At 66.4% G+C, this 16,791-nt stretch carries 12 protein-coding genes and 1 riboswitch; of the genes, 5 read left to right on the top strand and 7 right to left on the bottom strand.

Features of this window, described 5'->3' with window-relative positions; translation table 11 throughout:
• Positions 1 to 6: 6 nt before the first annotated feature.
• Positions 7 to 645: a response regulator transcription factor gene (locus tag ACI2JH_RS07195; protein WP_042614729.1), complete on the top strand. Its 639-nt coding sequence runs from the start codon at positions 7 to 9 to the stop codon at positions 643 to 645.
• A gap of 13 nt (positions 646 to 658) precedes the next feature.
• On the opposite strand, the gene ACI2JH_RS07190 is transcribed toward ACI2JH_RS07195, so the two are convergent.
• Entirely contained in the window at positions 659 to 2,803 is a 2,145-nt protein-coding gene (locus ACI2JH_RS07190; protein WP_404735807.1) for a phosphocholine-specific phospholipase C, read from the bottom strand.
• Complete coding sequence (locus ACI2JH_RS07185) at positions 2,800 to 5,169, bottom strand: TonB-dependent receptor (RefSeq protein ID WP_404735806.1); 2,370 nt, start codon at positions 5,167 to 5,169, stop codon at positions 2,800 to 2,802. Before ACI2JH_RS07185 ends, ACI2JH_RS07190 begins: the two co-directional genes overlap by 4 nt.
• Before the next feature lie 119 nt (positions 5,170 to 5,288).
• Here ACI2JH_RS07185 and ACI2JH_RS07180 point away from each other — a divergent pair, with 119 nt between their 5' ends.
• The 3 genes from ACI2JH_RS07180 (at position 5,289) to pnuC (ending at position 9,373) form a co-directional block, all read left to right on the top strand.
• Positions 5,289 to 6,425, top strand: coding sequence for a phosphotransferase enzyme family protein (locus ACI2JH_RS07180; RefSeq protein WP_404735805.1), 1,137 nt, complete (start codon positions 5,289 to 5,291; stop codon positions 6,423 to 6,425).
• Positions 6,426 to 6,466: 41 nt separating this feature from the next.
• Positions 6,467 to 6,562: riboswitch (TPP riboswitch) on the top strand.
• 67 nt (positions 6,563 to 6,629) lie between these two features.
• The gene (locus ACI2JH_RS07175; RefSeq protein ID WP_404735804.1) at positions 6,630 to 8,801 is read left to right on the top strand and encodes a TonB-dependent siderophore receptor; all 2,172 of its coding nucleotides are present in this window, start codon (positions 6,630 to 6,632) and stop codon (positions 8,799 to 8,801) included.
• Positions 8,798 to 9,373 carry a nicotinamide riboside transporter PnuC gene (gene pnuC / locus ACI2JH_RS07170; RefSeq protein ID WP_191769033.1) on the top strand — a complete coding sequence of 192 codons (576 nt, stop codon included), beginning with the start codon at positions 8,798 to 8,800 and terminating at the stop codon, positions 9,371 to 9,373. Before ACI2JH_RS07175 ends, pnuC begins: the two co-directional genes overlap by 4 nt.
• 107 nt (positions 9,374 to 9,480) lie before the next feature.
• Here pnuC and ACI2JH_RS07165 read toward each other — a convergent pair whose 3' ends face one another.
• From ACI2JH_RS07165 to ACI2JH_RS07155, 3 genes are all read right to left on the bottom strand, one after another.
• Positions 9,481 to 10,836, bottom strand: coding sequence for a putative bifunctional diguanylate cyclase/phosphodiesterase (locus ACI2JH_RS07165; protein WP_404735803.1), 1,356 nt, complete (start codon positions 10,834 to 10,836; stop codon positions 9,481 to 9,483).
• Positions 10,837 to 10,882: 46 nt separating this feature from the next.
• Entirely contained in the window at positions 10,883 to 12,658 is a 1,776-nt protein-coding gene (locus ACI2JH_RS07160; protein ID WP_404735802.1) for an amidohydrolase, read from the bottom strand.
• A 149-nt stretch (positions 12,659 to 12,807) separates the two neighbouring features.
• A complete protein-coding gene (locus ACI2JH_RS07155; RefSeq protein WP_404735801.1) occupies positions 12,808 to 13,155 on the bottom strand; it encodes an RcnB family protein in 348 nt (115 codons plus the stop codon).
• A 530-nt stretch (positions 13,156 to 13,685) separates the two neighbouring features.
• On the opposite strand from ACI2JH_RS07155, the gene ACI2JH_RS07150 reads away from it, so the two are divergent.
• A complete protein-coding gene (locus tag ACI2JH_RS07150) occupies positions 13,686 to 14,261 on the top strand; it encodes an Ax21 family protein (RefSeq protein WP_182656519.1) in 576 nt (191 codons plus the stop codon).
• Positions 14,262 to 14,400: 139 nt separating this feature from the next.
• On the opposite strand, the gene ACI2JH_RS07145 is transcribed toward ACI2JH_RS07150, so the two are convergent.
• Together ACI2JH_RS07145 and ACI2JH_RS07140 are read right to left on the bottom strand one after the other, a co-directional pair.
• Positions 14,401 to 15,576 (bottom strand): Fic family protein, encoded by a 1,176-nt coding sequence (locus ACI2JH_RS07145; protein WP_404735800.1) that lies wholly within the window; start codon positions 15,574 to 15,576, stop codon positions 14,401 to 14,403.
• A gap of 187 nt (positions 15,577 to 15,763) precedes the next feature.
• Positions 15,764 to 16,789 (bottom strand): NAD(P)H-dependent glycerol-3-phosphate dehydrogenase, encoded by a 1,026-nt coding sequence (locus ACI2JH_RS07140; protein WP_101101582.1) that lies wholly within the window; start codon positions 16,787 to 16,789, stop codon positions 15,764 to 15,766.
• Positions 16,790 to 16,791: the final 2 nt, after the last annotated feature.

Raw genomic sequence — 16,791 nt, 5'->3', positions numbered from 1 at the left:
TAGAGCATGACGCTTCGCATCATCATCGCTGACGACCACCCCGTGGTTCGCATCGGCGCCCGGTCGGTCATCCACGGCAGCGGCGTCGGTGAAGTCGTGGCCGAGGCCGCCACCGCGCAGGACCTGCTGGCCTACCTGTCCACCCATCCCTGCGATGTACTGGTCACCGACTACTCGATGCCGGACAGCACCGTGCCGGATGGCTTTGCGATGATCAGCATGATCCGTCGACGCTATCCGTTGTTGCCGGTGCTGATGCTCAGCGTGTCCAGCAACCTGGCGATCCTGCGCATGGTGCGCGACGCCGGCGTGTTGGGGCTGGTGGACAAGGGATCGTCGATGGACGAACTGCCCGTCGCCATCCGCACGGTCCACCGTGGCCTGCCCTACGTCAGCCTGTCATTGAAGGAACGCGTGGAAGCAGCAGGCAGCAGCGCGATGGTGGAAGGCGAAGGCCGCCCGCTGTCACCGCGCGAAGTGGAGGTGCTGCGCCTGCTCGGCAAGGGCATGACGGTAAAGGAGATCGCCACGCTGCTGCATCGCAGTGCCAGCACCATCAGCCGCCAGAAGGGCGATGCGATGCTGAAGCTGGGGTTGAACAGCGATGCGCAGTTGTTCGATTACCTGCGCAACGGCCAACTCTGATTCCGCACCGGTTTCATCCCACCTCCAACCGCAGCGGGGCAGTGCCCATGGCCGGATCACTGCTGCCGGACTGGCCGTTTTCCACGCGCCCGGCCAGCCGCTGGCGGGCCCCCGGCTGCTGCACCTGCAGGTCGTACCAGGCGCCCGTTGGAGCCGCCGGCCAGGTGATGCGCGCCGCTTCACCGGCATCCAGCGAAAGCGATCGCTCCGGCATCAGGCCCGGATAGGCCGCCCCGCGCACCGCCACCGACACGGGCGCCAAACCGGGGTTGCGCAGCTGCAGGACCATGCCATCTGCGACACGCTCGATCTCCATTTCGACCGGCATCGGCGCCTGCGCGCTGCCGCGGAAGCGCCGATGGAAGCCATTGGCGCCGAGCACCCACAGGTCGTAGCCCTGTTCCGCATGCAGCGGCCAGCTGCCCTGCAGCTGCTTGCCCGGGCCTACGGTGTAGCGACGCGGAAGCGCATCCAGGCGCAGCAGGTCGTAGACGTGCAGCACGGCGGCAGCCCCCTCGCAGGCCAGGGTGAGGCGGATTTCGCCTGCCTGCGGGTCGGTCTGGATGGCCACGTCGGGGCGGTAAGGCAGCGCGCGGGAGGGTCGCACGCCGGGCTCCTGGCGCGCCGGCTGCAGGGCCTGCGGAGGTACCGGCACGGTACGCGCGGGCAAGGCGGCGGCGCGCGCGGCGGTTGCGGCCGTGGCCGGCAATGCGTGCGCGAACGGGCGGTTGTCGATCTGCGAAAAGTCGAACGCCGCGGTCAGGTCGCCACACACCGCGCGCCGCCACGCTGAGATGTCCGGCGCGGCCACGCCGAATCGGCGCTCGATCAGGCGGATCACCGAGGTGTGGTCGTAAACGTGCGAATCCACCCAGCCACCGCGGCTCCAGGGTGAAATGACGTACATCGGCACGCGTGGCCCCAGCCCATAGGGGCGGCCACGCAGCGCGGCTTCGTCCTGCTTCTCATTACCCGGCGAAGGATGCCGGTGGTATTCGCCTTCGGTGCCCACCACCGAAGCGCCGGCCCATCCGCCCGCCACCGCAGCGTCGGCCGAGGGCGGCGCCGGCGGCGGCATGTGGTCGAAGAAGCCATCGTTCTCGTCGAACATCACCAGCAGCGCAGTGCGGCTCCAGACCGCCGGATCGGCGGTCAGGGCGTCCAGCACCTGCGCGGTATAGGCCGCGCCCTGCGCCGGGCTGGAGGGGCCGGGGTGCTCGCTGCCGGCGGCATCGGCAATAAGGAAGCTGACCTGCGGCAGGCGCCCGTCCAGCACGTCCTGGCGCAGCTGGTCCAGTCCGCGCGTGCTGACCGCGCGTTCGCGCAGTTCGGCATCGTGCCCGGGTGCGTTCCGCCAGGCCAGTCGGAATGCTTCGAAGCCCGCCAGCGGGTTGTCGGTGAAGTTGTCGGCCATGTCCTGGTAGATGCGCCAGTCCACGCCTGCCTGCTGCAGCCGCTCGACGTAGGTGGTCCAGGTGTAGGACGCGGGGTGGCCGCCCAGCTCAGGGAAGTTGTCGTGCGAGTTGGCCACCGCGGGCCCGCCGCCAAGGGCGTGCGGGTCGTTATGGCCGGTCCACAGGAACAGCCGGTTGGGGTTGGTGCCGGCCTGCATCGCGCAGTGGTAGGCATCGCAGACGGTGAAGGCCTCGGCCAGGGCGAACTGGAACGGCAGGTCGGCGCGCTGGTAATAGCCCATCGCGTGGTCCTGCTTGGCCGCAGGCCAGTGCGCCATGCGCCCGTGGTCCCACGCCTTCTGTGCATCGGGCCAGGTGTGCGGGGTGCCCTCCACCCGCATGTGGCCGAAGTGCGCGGCGGTATCCAGCGGGAACGGCGCGATGCCGTGGGTACCGGCGGCATTGGGCTGCAGCCACAGCGTGCGCGCCGGCTGGCCTGGCTCCAGAGGGGGCGCCGGCGGCACGAAACGGTCACCGAAACCACGCACGCCCGGCAGGGTGCCGAAGTAATGATCGAACGAGCGGTTTTCCTGCATCAGCACCACGATGTGCTGCAGGTCCTGAAGGCTGCGCGTGCGCGCGTCCGGGGCGATCGCCGCCGCGCGCGCGATGCTCGGCATCAACGCGGCGATGCCGGCCGCAATGCCGCCCTGCACCAGGCGGCGGCGGCCGATGTCGTGCGGCGTGTGCGGCTGTTCGCTCACAGATCTACCCGTACCGAGAAGCCCACGGTGCGCGGCGCACCGATGAACGCAGTATCGCTGCCATCCACCCCGGACAGGTAGCGGCGGTCGGTGAGGTTGCTGACCACGAAGCTGGCACCCACGCCCTTCAGCTTGGGCGACAGGTCCTGCAGATCGAAGCCGATGTTGGCGTTGAACACCGTGGCCGACGGCAGCTTGTTGGCATTGGACGCATCCAGGTAACGCTCGCCCAGGTAGCGGCCGGACACACCGAAGTTCCAGCTTTCACCCTGCCAGTCGGCCGACATCACCAGGATATGGCGCGGCTGACCGATCACATCGGCGCCGTCGACGATGCCCAGTTCGGCATCGCGCGCGGCGTTGCCGCTGCCCAGGTATTCAGAGCGGTTGTAGGTGTAGGCCCCGTTGATGCGCCAACCGTTGTCCCAGCCGTAACCGAGCGCGGCTTCCACGCCGGTGCTTTCCACGCCACCGAAGTTCTCGTAGACGCCATCGGTCTCGTCCAGGTAATCAATGCCGTCGGCCAGGCGCGCGGGCAGGTAGACGATGCGGTTGTCGAACTTGATGTTGTACAGGGTGATCGAGCCGGTCAGCGGCCAGCGGCTGACGCGCAGGCCCAGTTCGATGTTGTCTGCGGTTTCCGGCTCCACCCGCGCGAAGCGCTGGGCGTCGGTCTCGCCGAGCACGCCGGACGGAATGGCGGCGAAATTCTGCGAGTAACCGGCGAATGCCTCCAGGCCCTGCACCGGCAACGTCCAGGTGGCGCCTGCGGACAGCAGCGGATCGGACTTCGAATCCGAACGCACGTTCTCCGCCGCGCCGATCGTGCGCTGGCGCTTCTGGTCGACGAAGAACTGCTTGACGCCAACGCGTGCACTGAACGGACCGAAGCGGGCGACGTCTTCGACGTAGTACATCTGTTCGTCGACCTTGTAACGGTCTTCGAACTGCACCCAGTACGGCACGTTGTCGAATGAGATATCGGTACCGACATTGAGCAGACGGTGCCAGTCGCGGCGCACGCTGCGGTCCACGTTCTCCACCCACACGCCACCGCGCACGGTGTTGTCGATGCGGCCGAAATCCTGCTTCCATTCCACGTCGGCGGTGAAGCCGGCACGATCGTTGTCGTAGTGCGAGTGACGATAGGATTGAACGCCCTGCACGCCTGCGGCGTAGCAGTTGGGATCGTAGTCGGCGGTGAATCCGGCACGCGGCGTGCATCCTGGGATCATCTGCGCGGCGCTGCCATCGGGATTGACGAAATAGAACTGGCCCAGCGCGGACCCGCCGTACACGGTGTCGCCGCCACGGTACTCGGACTCAGGATTGCCCACGCCGTCTTCGCGCGCCTGCACCAGATAGGGCGGCAGCCAGTCGCCCCGCCCTTCCATCTTGTGCGCGTAGCCGGCCACGCTGGCCTTGAAACCGTTGCCGCCATCGAACGCCGCGCGCAGGTAGCCGAACGTGTTTTCGCGCAGCGCGCGCGAGCCGGAGCGGAAGTTCTGGTCCAGGTTCGGGATGCCGGTCAGGTTGCCGACCAGGCCATCACGTTCGGGGTTGGTGGCGAAGCTGGCCGGCGAAACGCTGGTGTATTCCGGTTCGTTGGCATCGTTGTAGGAGGCGTAGCCGCTCAGCGTCCAGCGATCCAGTTCGGTGACGAACTTGGCCGCCACGTGGTCGTTGCTGGTGCGTCCACTACCGTCGATCCAGTCACGCACCTCGGCCGACGAAGCGCTGATCCAGGCGCGGGTGTGGCCGGCCAGCAGGCCGGTATCGAAGCGTGCGTAATACTTGCGTGCATCGTTGTCACCGCCGCCAACGACGAAGCGCACGCGCTGTTCCTGCAGCGGATCGCTGGTGAGGAAATTCAGCGTTCCGCCCAGCGCTTCGTTGGAACGCGATGAGATATCCGCCGTGCCCTGGCTGACCTCCACCGTTTCCAGGTCCAGGGTGTCGATGTAGCGGTTGGCCAGCGAACCACCGCCATAGCCGGACCCGCCGTTGGGCAGGCCGTCGATGGTGGTGCCGATCTGCTGCGTATCGCGGTTGGTGACGAAACCGCGCATGCTGATCTGCGTGCCCCACACCGACGAACCGGTGGCATCGGCCTCGCTGACCACCACGCCCGGCAGCTCGTTCAGCGCGTTGTTGACGCTGCTCAGGATGGTCTGCCGGTTGATGGTTTCCTTGCTGACCGACGTCTTGGCATAGCTGGTGGCCTGGCCGATCACCTGCACCTGGTCCAGCGTGCGCGCATCGTCGGCAGGGGCGGCTTCTTCTGCCGCATAGGCATGCAGCGCAGGCAGCAACATCAAGGCAAGCAGGGAAATACGCGGATAGCGGCTATGTCCGGGAGCAGGCATCGGGTCGGTTCATGGGGTGGGGTCCGCCGGAGTATTGGCAGGGGGAATGACGTGGACATGACATCGCAGAGCGCAACCACGTCGGCGGAGTACCATGGCGTCCCTGCTGAAGCCTGCCCATGACCACTCCTGCCCACCACGTCCAAGGTCTCGACAACGACGAGGTCCCAGCCGACTGGCCTGCGATCAGCGCCGGCGAGATCGCGTGGCTGCAGCAGCATTTCGTGGAGCTGCAGGGCGACTGCCGGTTGCTGTGGCACAGCCCGCGGCCGTTTTCCGCGGCCGCGCTCGTGCAGGGCCCACACGGACGGTTCTTCATCAAGCGCCACCACCACAGCGTGCGCAGCGCCGCGGTGCTGTCCGAAGAACATCGCTTCATCGCCCATCTGGCCGCGCAGGGCCTGCCGGTGGTGCAGGTGATTGCCGATCAGAATGGCGCGACCGCACTCGAGCACGGCGTCTGGACCTTCGAAGTGCATGCCGAAGGCATCGGCCAGGACCTGTATCGCGACGTGCCCTCATGGACGCCACCGGCCAGCGTCGAACAGGCCTGGCAGGCCGGCCGCATGCTGGCCCTGCTGCACACCGCCGCAGAAGGCTTCCACGCAGCGCAGCGGGCCACGCACCTGCTGGTGGCCCGCGATGACCTGATCCGCGCCGAGGACCCGATCGCGGCGCTCACCGCGCAGTTGCCCGACCGTCCCGGGCTGGCCGCGTACCTGGCCGACACGCCGTGGCGGGCCGAGCTGCAGCGCGCGATCCTGCCCTGGCACATGGGACTCGCCACGCGGCTGGCCGCCGAGCCTCGCCTGTGGGGACACAACGACTGGCATGTGTCCAACCTGCTGTGGCAGACCGGCAGCGGCGTCACCACGGTCAGCAGCGTGCTCGATTTCGGGCTGGCCTCGCCCACCAGCGCGCTGTACGACCTGGCCACGGCGATCGAGCGCAATGCCATCGCGTGGCTGCAACTGGACCGTGGCGCGCAGGCGGTGCGCGGTGACATCGCACTGGCGCTGCTGGTCGGCTACCGCGATGCGCGTGCGCTGTCGTCCGACCAGGTCCAGCTGCTGGCCGACCTGCTGCCCGTGGTGCACCTGGATTTCGCGCTGTCTGAAGTTGAGTATTTCCACGCCATCACCCGCTCCCGCGCCAACGCCGACGTGGCCTACCGGGCCTTCCTGCTCGGCCACGCCGACTGGTTCCGCACGCCCGCCGGCCAGGGCCTGCTGGCCACCCTGCGCGGCGCCGCCTGAGCGGCTGATTCGCTTCTTCAGCCGTTTTGGTGTGAAATGAGCGCCTGAAGCGGGGGTGCCTGGGTTGACCAGGCTGAGAGAGTCCCTTGGAACCTGATCCGGTTTGCACCGGCGTAGGGAGCTTTGAGCTGCAAGCACATGGACCCATCGGGTCACTGCGCGCGCGCCGTCGCTTCGTCTTTCTTCCTGTTGATGACGAATCGAATGAACCGCTGCCTGCGCCCCACGCTGATGACCATTGCCCTCTGTGCCGTGCTGCCGCTGCACGCTGCCGATGCCTTTGCCGATGTCCCCGATCGCTCACCGACCGAACTGGCTGCCGTGCGCGTGCAGGCCCAGCAGGCTCCGGCCGCCATCACGCCGTCGAGCAGCTTCGGTGCGGCCAGCTGGAAGGACACCCCGGCCTCGGTGAACGTGCTGGACCGCACCCTGCTGGACAGCCGCCAGGTGCGCACGCTGAGCGAAGTGGCCGCCAACGATGCCTCGCTGGGCGACAGCTACGCGCCGGTCGGCTACTACCAGAACATCGCCATCCGCGGCTTTGCGCTGGATACCGCCACCGGCTACCGCTTCAATGGCCTGGCCACCACCGGCGAGCAGCGCATCGCGCTGGAGAACATCCAGCAGGTGGAAATCCTGAAGGGCGAAGCCGGGCTGGCTGCCGGCGTGATGGCGCCGGGCGGCATCATCAACTACGTCGGCAAGCGCACCGCCGAAGTGCGCACCGTCACCCTGGGCACCGATTCGGAAGGCACCCGCTACACCGCTGTGGACGTGGGCCACTGGCTGACCCCGCGCTTCGGCGTGCGCGTCAACGCCGCATGGGAAGACAGCGCGTCCTACATCGACCACGCCCACGGGCGGCGCAACTTCTATTCGCTCGCTGCGGACTGGTTGATCGGCGAACGCGGCAAGCTGGAAGTGGATGCCAACTACCAGACCAGCGCACAGCGCTCGGCATCGGGTTTCCAGCTGCTGGGCGCAACCGAGCTGCCGCGCGGCGTGGACCGCTCGAAGATGCTCGGTTACCAGCCGTGGCAGCAGCCGGTCGGCATCGCCAGTACCAACCTGACCGCCCTGCATACCTTTGAGCTGGGGCCGCGCTGGCAATCGCGGGTGTCGGCCAGCCACAGCCGTTCGGTGATCGATGACAACGTGGCCTTCGCCTACGGCTGCTACTACGCCGCGCAGTGCGCCGACGGCAGCGTGCCGGGCAACTACTTCGCGCCCAACGGCGACTATGACATCTACGATTACCGCAGCCCGGACGACACCCGGGTCAACCAGGAACTGCGCGCCGAGCTGCGCGGCAGCGTCGACATCGGCCGCGTCACCCATCAGTTGAGCATCGGCGCCGATACCTTCCGGCGCACGGTGGACAAGCGGCAGAACGTCAACGAGTACGTCGGCACCGCCAACATCCATGACCCGCAGGTACCGGTGTTCGCGCCTTCCCCGTTGCAGCCCGGCGCCTCCGTGCGTCGGCTGGACAGCCGCCAGGATGGCCTGTTCGTGCTGGACCGCATGCGCTTCGGCGATGACTGGCAGTGGCTGGCCGGTGGGCGCATGGTGCGGCTGGACGAACGTGCCTACGACAAGCGCGGCAATCCGGAACGTCACAGCCGGATCTCACGCTTCCTGCCGCAGACCGCGCTGATCTGGAACGCGACCGATCAAGTGAACGCCTACGTCAGCTACGTGCGCGGCATTTCGTTGGGGCAGGAGGCCCCGTTCTGGACGTCCAACGATGGCGAGTTCCTGGCGCCGGTGCTGTCGCGCCAGCTGGAAGTGGGCATCAAGTACGGCGCCACCGATGCGCTGACCCTGGGGGCCGCGCTCTTCCGCACCAGCCAGCCTTTCCAGTACGCCCGTGCCGATGACAGCGATGCCGGATACACCTTCGTGCAGGAAGGCCAGCAGACCCACACCGGGCTGGAGCTGACCGCCAACGGGCACCTCACCGAGCAGCTGCAGATCACGGCCAGCGCCAGTGTTCTGCAGGCGCGTGCACGCGATACCGCCACGGCCGCCTACGAAGACCACCAGCTGGTCAACGTGCCAAAGACGCGGGCCTCCGTGCACCTGGACTACGCGCTGCCGTTGGTCGCCGGCATGGGCGTCACCGGTGGCTGGCGCTATGCCTCGTCCAACACCGCCACGGTGGATGGCAGCGTGCGCGCGCCCAGCTACAGCGTGGTCGACCTGGGCCTGCGCTACCAGCACACGCTGCGCCAGCAGCCAGTCACCTGGCGGCTGTCGGTGGACAACGTGTTCGACAAATTCTACTGGCGTGATACCGGCAGCAGCGCCGGCGATTACTACCTGTTCGCCGGCGCACCACGGCAGGCGCGCCTGTCGGTCACCATCGCGCTATGAACGCCGAACTGCTGGAATGGTCGGCCGCGGCGCTCAGCATCGCCGGTGTGTGGCTGATGACCCGGCGGCGGTTGATCGGCTGGCCGATCGGGCTGGCCTCGGTGGCGCTGTATGCGCTGGTGTTCGCCGAGGCGCGCCTGTATTCGGACACGCTGCTGCAGGTCGTGTTCGGTGGTTTCCTGGTGTACGGCTGGATGAGCTGGCGGCACAGCGCGCAGGCCGATGGCCGGGTGAGCATCGTGCCGTTGCCGGCGCGTCATGTAGTGCGCGATCTCGGCATCGGCGTGGCCTTCGGGCTGGCGCTCGGTGCCGGCATGCACACCCTCACCGACGCGGCGATTCCGTGGCTGGATGCGCTGCTGGCGGCGCTGAGCCTGGTCGCGCAGTGGTGGCAGGCGCGCCGGCACGTAGCGGCGTGGTGGCTGTGGATCTTCGTCGATGTGATCTATATCGGCGTGTACCTGTTCAAGTCACTGCACGTGACCGCCGCGCTGTACGTGGTGTTCATCGGCTTGGCGATGCTGGGCGTGCGCTCGTGGTCGGCCAGCGCCCGCCAGCCGGGATACCGGTAGCGCCGAGCCGTGCTCGGCGGCCGTTCGTTGCCGCGTCACGATGCCCCCGCCGAGCATGGCTCGGCGCTACCAAGGGCATGCTGCGAACCCCAGCCGGGTAGCGCCGCTCAGACCAGCGGCGCCACATGCGCGGCATGGAAGTCATCGGCCGGCACCGGCCGGCCGAACAGATACCCTTGGAACACCCGGCAACCCATGCTGGCAAGCCATGCGCGCTGCTGCTCGGTTTCCACGCCTTCGGCCACGGTGGACACCCCGAGGATGGCGGCGATCTCGATGATCTTGCGCACCAGTTCGCGATGGCTTGCGTCCCCGCCCATCCCGCTTACGAACGTCTGGTCGATCTTCAGCTCATCCAGCGGCAATACCTGCAGCAGCGACAGCGACGAAAAGCCGGTGCCGAAGTCATCCAGCGACCAGGAGACGCCGTCCTCGCGCAGGGCGTTCATCGTTGAAGCGATCTGCGCGTGGTCGTGGGCGAGGGCGGATTCGGTGATCTCCAGGCGCAGCCGGTTGGCCGGCGCCCCGGTGCCGCGCAAGATCCCGCGCACGTCGTTGACGAAGCTGTCCGAGGCCAGCTGCAGCGGACTCACGTTCACCGACAGTACCCACGTATTGACGCCCGGCAACGTGGCCCATGCGGCCAACTGCACGCACGCACGGCGCAGCGCCATCAGGCCGATTTCGTGGATCAGGCCGGTCTGCTCGGCCAGCGGAATGAAATTTGCGGGCGACTGCAGCCCGTGCCCGGGCCGGTCCCAGCGCAGCAGCAGCTCGGCCCCCACGACCTGGCCGTTGAGCGCCACCTGCGGCTGCAGGTAGCCGCGCAGTTCGCGCTGGGCGATGCCACGCACCAGCGCGGCATACTGGTCCATCTGGGTGCTGAAGTCTTCGCGGAAGATCGCCAGCACCCCGACGGTCAACGCCATGGCCGTCACCGTATTGAGGCCATGGCGGACCCTGCGCACGGTGTCGGAGAGCAGTTCCAGGCCGGCACCCAGGCTGGCCGGGCTGATCGCCAGCCAGGCCAGCGCGACCACGCACAGCGTCGGCAGGATCCAGCGCAGGTAGACGCCTTCGCTGCGGAACAGGAAGAAGGTCGCCGCACCAATCGGCAGCAGGAACAGGTGGGTGGAACGTGCCGCCGCCAGGGTAGGCGTTTCCGCCAGGCTGACGAAGATGGTCATCAGCAGCAGTACGTGCGCGATGAGCACGATCGGCAGCCGGTCGCGCCGGTTGGCGATGACAAAGCAGCCCACACCCACCAGGATCAGCGCACACAGCACGCAGGCCAGCACGAGCATGCCATGACTGCCGTAGTAGGCCGCCCACGCCACGCCATGCAGCACGCAGACCATCCCTCCAAGGTGCAGCAGACGCTTCACGCGCGGCCATTGCGAGTGATCGGGGAACTTGCGGGTCACCCATTCCCGGCTGCTTCGCGCACTTCCTGTCTCGAGCATGCAAGATCCCTTTTTTCGCCATGGTACTGGTGCAGCGTTGCAGGTGTTACCCGCCTTCGGGGCTGGCGACGCCCGACGATCGGTCATACGCTGCCCGGTAGATCGTCCTGCCTTCCTTGATGGTTTCGACCACCTTGATGTCCTTGATCGCACCTGGGTCGACCGTGAGCGGGTTGCCGTCAAGAATCACCAGGTCGGCCAGTTTTCCCGGTTCGATCGAGCCCTTTTCCGCTTCTTCGAAGTACGCGTAGGCGGCATGGAGTGTGATCGCCTTGAGGGCGTCCAAGGGGCTGATCCGTTCAGCGGGCCCCAGGGTATCTCCGCTGCGTAGTCTGCGATTCACTGCTGACCACACCACCATCATCTGATCGATCGGCGCGACGCTGAAATCGGTGTGATTGGTCGGCTTGAGCCCCATCGCGATGGCCGTTTTCATCGGGCTGATGAACGATGCCTGCGCGATCCCCCTGTTCTTGATGTGCGCCTGCCCGAAGAAGAAGGTGTGTTCGGTATAGAACGAGGGGATCAGCTGATGGTCCACGTACTGCTGCAGCTGGTCCCGGCGGACGAACTGGGAATGGATGACCACCGTGCGACGGTCCCTGGGTGCGGTGCCAGCGGTGGCGGCCGCATGCGCGCCGAGGACGGTGTCGATGGCAGCGTCGCCGTTTGCGTGGGCGATGACCTGAAGCCCCCGGTCATAGCAGGTCCTGAACATGCCATCGAGGATGTCCCGCGGAAAAGTGGGCTCACCTTTCCAGTCTGTTTCGCCGCCGGGGCCGCCGGTCAGGTAGGGCGTGGTGAAGTAGGCCGTCCTGCCCTGCGGTGAACCGTCGGCCATGATCTTGCAGCCCCCCAGCTTGAAGCGCTTGTCGTAGTGACCGAACGTCCTGGCGGGGTGTGCCTGCAGGACCTTCTCCAGTCCGCCGATGAAGGGGTAGGAGATGATGTCGATGAAGAGCTCACCGCGGTCCGCAGCGCGCTTCAGCACCTCTACCTGTGCGGCCATCGAGGCCCCGTCCTGGGCGGTGGTGACCCCTGCGGCGGCATACAGGTCCTGCGCATAGCGGAGCTGGCGCGGCTCCTGTTCCTGCGAAGCAGCGGGCATCTGTTCGTGCAGGGAAATCCAGGCCGTTTCCATCAGCAGCCCGGTCGGCTCCCGGGTGCCCGGCCTGCGCGCGATGATGCCGCCGGGCGGCGTGGGCGTGGCGGCCGAGATTCCGAACTTCTTCAGCGCGGCCGAGTTGAGCACCGCGCCATGGGTGGACACGTGCACGACGACCACGGGAGTGTCCGGGAACGCCGGATCCAGGTCATCGCGGGTCAGCGGGTGGTCGCCGGGAAGCAGGTTCTCGTCGTACCCATAGCCCATGACAAGGTCACCAGGCGCCTTGGATTTCGCTTTTGCGAAGTGCTGGAGTTCAGCGACGATCTCGGCGGCCGTGCTGGCCGGACCCACCGGCGGGGCGGTGATGTTGGCCTGGTCCTCCATCGTCATGGCGTTGAGGAAGTGGCTGTGCGGGTCGATGAAACCCGGCAGCATCGTGGTTCCTGCCAGGTCGATCAGCTGCGTGCCAGCGCCCTGTGCGCGGGCGACCAGATCCTCCAGGCGGCCAACGGCAAGGATCCTGCCGTCCTTGATCGCCACCGCCTCTGCCGTGGGCTGCGCGTCGTTCACCGTGACGACGTCACCGCCGAAGTAGATGACGTCGGCGGCATCCTGCGCGGCGGCCATCGTGGCGGGCGCGGAAACCGGCTTGGGCGCGTAGCCCGCACAGCCGGACAGAAGCAGGACGGATAGACCCGTGGCAAGACGTTTCATCTTGGTTCTCCGAGCGGGATCCAGCGCGGTATCCGCCAACGCAGCCTTCGCGGAAAGAGCGGGCCGATGGTGTCTTCAGGGAACTGTCTGGCGCTGGCCGGGCCGATGCGTCGATCCGGCCAGCCGCCTCGTCGCTCATCCGTGTTGGATCACCGATGCAGGGCGTCGATGATCAAGCCGGTGGCGATTTCCACCAGCAGATACTCGCTGTCGGACTGCCGGACCCAGCGCTCGCCGCGTCCGGGATCGCGCAGCCGGTAGTGCGCGTAATCGTCGACCCAATAGCGACGATCCACCTCCGCCCATTGCAGGCGCTCACCCCGCCGCCACGCCTTCTTCTGCCAGCCGGGCGGCGGCGCATCGCGGTTGTGCGGTCCACCGGCATGGGCAGGAGGGCCTTTGCCCTTGGCATGGTGCGGCGGGTCGGCCCAGGCCGGGGTCACGGCCAGCAGTGCCGCCGTGGTCAATGCAACGCCCAGCAGTCGTGCGCTTGTCATGGAAATCTCCCGACGCGGCCGCGGCGTGCGGCCTGTTGGGGCCGAATATAGATCAGCTGGCGTGAAAGAGACCAAGCGGGCTCACTGATCACGAAACAGACCTGCTTGGTGGCAGCAGTATCGGTCCAGGTGGTCCTGAAGCGCGGCGAGCTCATCGTGGGCGAACGTCCCGGCAAGATATCCATCGGGAAGGTGCCGCCAGCGTCATGTGTGGATTCGCAGCGTCATCAACGGCCGCGCAGCCTCCCCCGTGCGGCGCCAGACCGACGCTCGCGCTTTCTCGCCGTCCAACAGTGCCTGCGCATCGCGGTGGTCCAGCCGACGCTGCCCGCAGTAGCTACCAGGCCGCTGCTCCGCGTGTGTTCGCCCCACAAGCCGGTGCCTTAGTTCCCTGAACGGGGACCAAGTTCATGTACCAGTCAGTTCAATATTCAGGAGCGATTGCGGTGGCAAACGGATAATTCACACCTGTCGAACGGGTTTTTCAGGCTCGTCCGATCTACCAAAACAAGAAAGGTGTGAGTGTCCCGATGAACAAGATTTCCCTGCTGGCCCTGGGTCTCGTGGTTGCCATGCCGTTCGCGGCCTCCGCCGCTGATGGCCTGTCCTACAACTACGTGGAAGGCGGTTACGTGAACACCGACGCCCGTGGCGGCGATGCCGACGGTTGGGGTGTCAAGGGTTCGGTCGCGGTGCATCCGAACTTCCACATCTTTGGTGATTACAGCGCGCAGGAAACCGAGCGCAGCAACGCTGACGTCGATCAGTGGCGCCTGGGTGTCGGCTACAACTACGGCATCGCGCCGACCACCGACCTGGTGGCCCGCGTCGCGTACCAGAAGTTCGATCCGAAGCGTGGCCTGGACTTCAATGGCTATTCGACCGAAGTCGGCGTGCGCACTGCGTTCACCCCGATGATCGAAGGCTATGCGCTGGCCGGCTACGAAGATTTCAGCGAGAAGCACGGCATCAATCCGGACGGCGAGTTCTACGGCCGCGTCGGCGCCACCGCCAAGTTCAACCAGAACTGGGGCCTGAGTGGCGAAGTGAAGCTGGCCAAGGCCGGTGACCGCGAGTGGTTCGTCGGTCCGCGCTTCACCTGGTAAGAACGCCTGTCGTTAGTGCGTAATACGTAGTTGTAAGAATGGTGTGGTGGTAAGTGCGAAACGGCGTGTGACCTCTCTCCCATACGCCCACGGAGCCCGGCCTTTGGTCGGGCTCTTTTTTTGGCCCCTCCATGCAGGCTCAACGAGGCGTGGCGGGCGCTTTGTTCAGGCGATCGATGATTTCGGACGCATGGAATGACCTACCCCAGGTCCGTTGGTCCTTCGCTTTCAAGATGCCTATCGTCATCAGCTCGTTGATGCCCTTGGTCGCCGCTACCAGCGACACGTCCAGCAGGGCTGCGACGTTGTTTGCGGTAACCACCGGTTGCTCTATCAGCAAGTCGGGAAGCCGCCTCACCACCGAGTGGCTGCGATAGCCCGAGGTCGCCTTTGACCATGCGCGCCCGATCGCGCGCAGATCGTCGGCCAACGATACGTACTCGCCCGCCGCCTCAAGCACGGCACGGTAGGTCATATCCATCCAGGGACCCCATTTCCCCTGCAACTGGACCTGTTTGAGCGCGGCGTAATAGCCGGTGCGGTTACGCATCAGCATTCCGGACAGGTAGAGCGGGGGCAAGCCTTCAGCGGCAAGAATGAGCGGCATCAGGATACGTCCGGTCCGCCCGTTTCCATCGTTGAAGGGATGGATGGTCTCGAACTGCGCATGCGCGATCGCCATCTGGGCAAGCACGGTCAGCTCACCCTGCTCATCTTCACGACGGGCGTAACGCAGCATGTTCTGTTCGAGATCGCGCATGCACGCGTCGATATGGGCGGGCGGCGCAGGCACGAAGCTTGCGTCCTCGATCCTGCCCGTGCCTATCCATGCCTGGATGTCACGGTAAGTGCCCCTTGGAACGTTCTCGTGCTCCATCAGCATTGCATGGATCTGCCTGACGAGCGTGCAATCCAGCGCCGCCCGTCCCCCGCTTCGCACGGCGTCCAGTCCGTACTGCAACGCTTCCACGTAATGCTGGGTGGTGCGCACGTCCGGCGGAAGGCCATCGGCGCTCCATGTCGCTTCATAGGTCAGCAATTCATCGAGATCGGTTTTTGTGCCCTCGATCTGTGAACTCTGAACCGCCTCGCGCCTCACCAGTGTGCGGGTCAGGATATCCGGGTTGTTCCATCCCTCCATCGCACCGATAAGGCGGCCGAGTGCCTGGCTCGCGGCGTGGGCAAGTTCAGGCGAACCGGATCCTGCAGGCAACGCCCTCGGCGTGGGCGGCGCCACCATGGCGCGCACGTTGGGTTTCCCGTCCACCGGCACGAGATGTTGGCGCAGGTGCGGAGCTACATCACTCTGTCGCATGGCCGATCACCTCGAAAGTTTAAAAAACAGGCTATCTTTTTAACTTTATCCACGAAAAGTTAAAAAGTCACGCGCACTCTTTAACTTTCCGCGAGCAACCGCCGAGCATGGCGCGGCGCTATCGGCAAAGAAAAACCCCGGCGTTGGCCGGGGTTCGTCAGGTCAGATCAGGCGAGCCCTGCCCGGGTCACTTGAACAGCGTGTCCGGATACTCCGGCTTCTGCTCACGCGCCAGCAGGGTGCGCAGGCCTTCGGAGGGGGTCTGTTCGCCGTGCAGCACGGCACGAACGCCATCGGAAATCGGCAGGTCGATGCCGTAACGACGCGCCTGGCGCATCACTTCGTCAGCGGTCTGCACCGATTCCACCACCTGTCCGATTTCGCGGATGGCATCCTGCAGCGTCTGGCCACGGCCCAGGGCGAGGCCCAGGCGACGGTTGCGCGACAGATCGCCGGTGCAGGTCAGCACCAGGTCGCCCAGCCCGGCCAGGCCCATCAGGGTTTCCGGCTTGGCACCGATGGCCGCGGCCAGGCGCAGCATCTCGTTGAGGCCACGGGTGATCAGGCCGGCACGTGCGTTCAGGCCCAGCTGCATGCCATCGGCAACGCCGGTGGCCACGGCCAGCACGTTCTTCATCGCACCGCCCAGCTCGGCTCCCAGCATGTCATCGCCGGTGTAGGCGCGGAAGGCGGGACCGTGCATGGCTTCAGCCACGGCCTGCGCGAATTCGGGCACGTCGCCGTGCACGGTGATCGCAGTGGGCAGGCCCTGGGTGACTTCCTTGGCGAACGACGGCCCGGTGACCACCGCCAGCGGCACGTCATCGCCGAGGATCTCGCGCGCTACTTCATGCAGGAAGCGACCCGAGCCCGGTTCAAAGCCCTTGGTCGCCCATGCCACGCCGGCACCGGCCGGACGCAGCGGCGCCAGCGCGGTCACCGTTTCGTTGAACGCATGCGACGGCGTCACGACCAGGATCCACGCGGCGCCTTCCACGGCCTGCGCCATGTCGGTGGTCGCACGCAGCGACTCCGGCAGCGGGATGCCCGGCAGGTAACGGGTGTTCTCGTGGCGCTGGTCGATGGCTTCCACCATCGCCGCGTCGCGTCCCCACAGCACGGTCCGAAGACCATGCCGGGCGAGCAGGCTGGCCAGCGCGGTTCCCCAGGAACCGGCGCCGAGTACGGCTACTTTGTCAGCGTTATCGCTCATGC

It is taken from the genome of Stenotrophomonas sp. NPDC078853 (genome assembly GCF_044901215.1).
Classification (GTDB): Bacteria; Pseudomonadota; Gammaproteobacteria; order Xanthomonadales; family Xanthomonadaceae; genus Stenotrophomonas; species Stenotrophomonas lacuserhaii.
The sequence above is the reverse complement of the archived record's forward strand: the minus strand, read 5'-3'. Positions and strand labels throughout refer to the sequence as shown.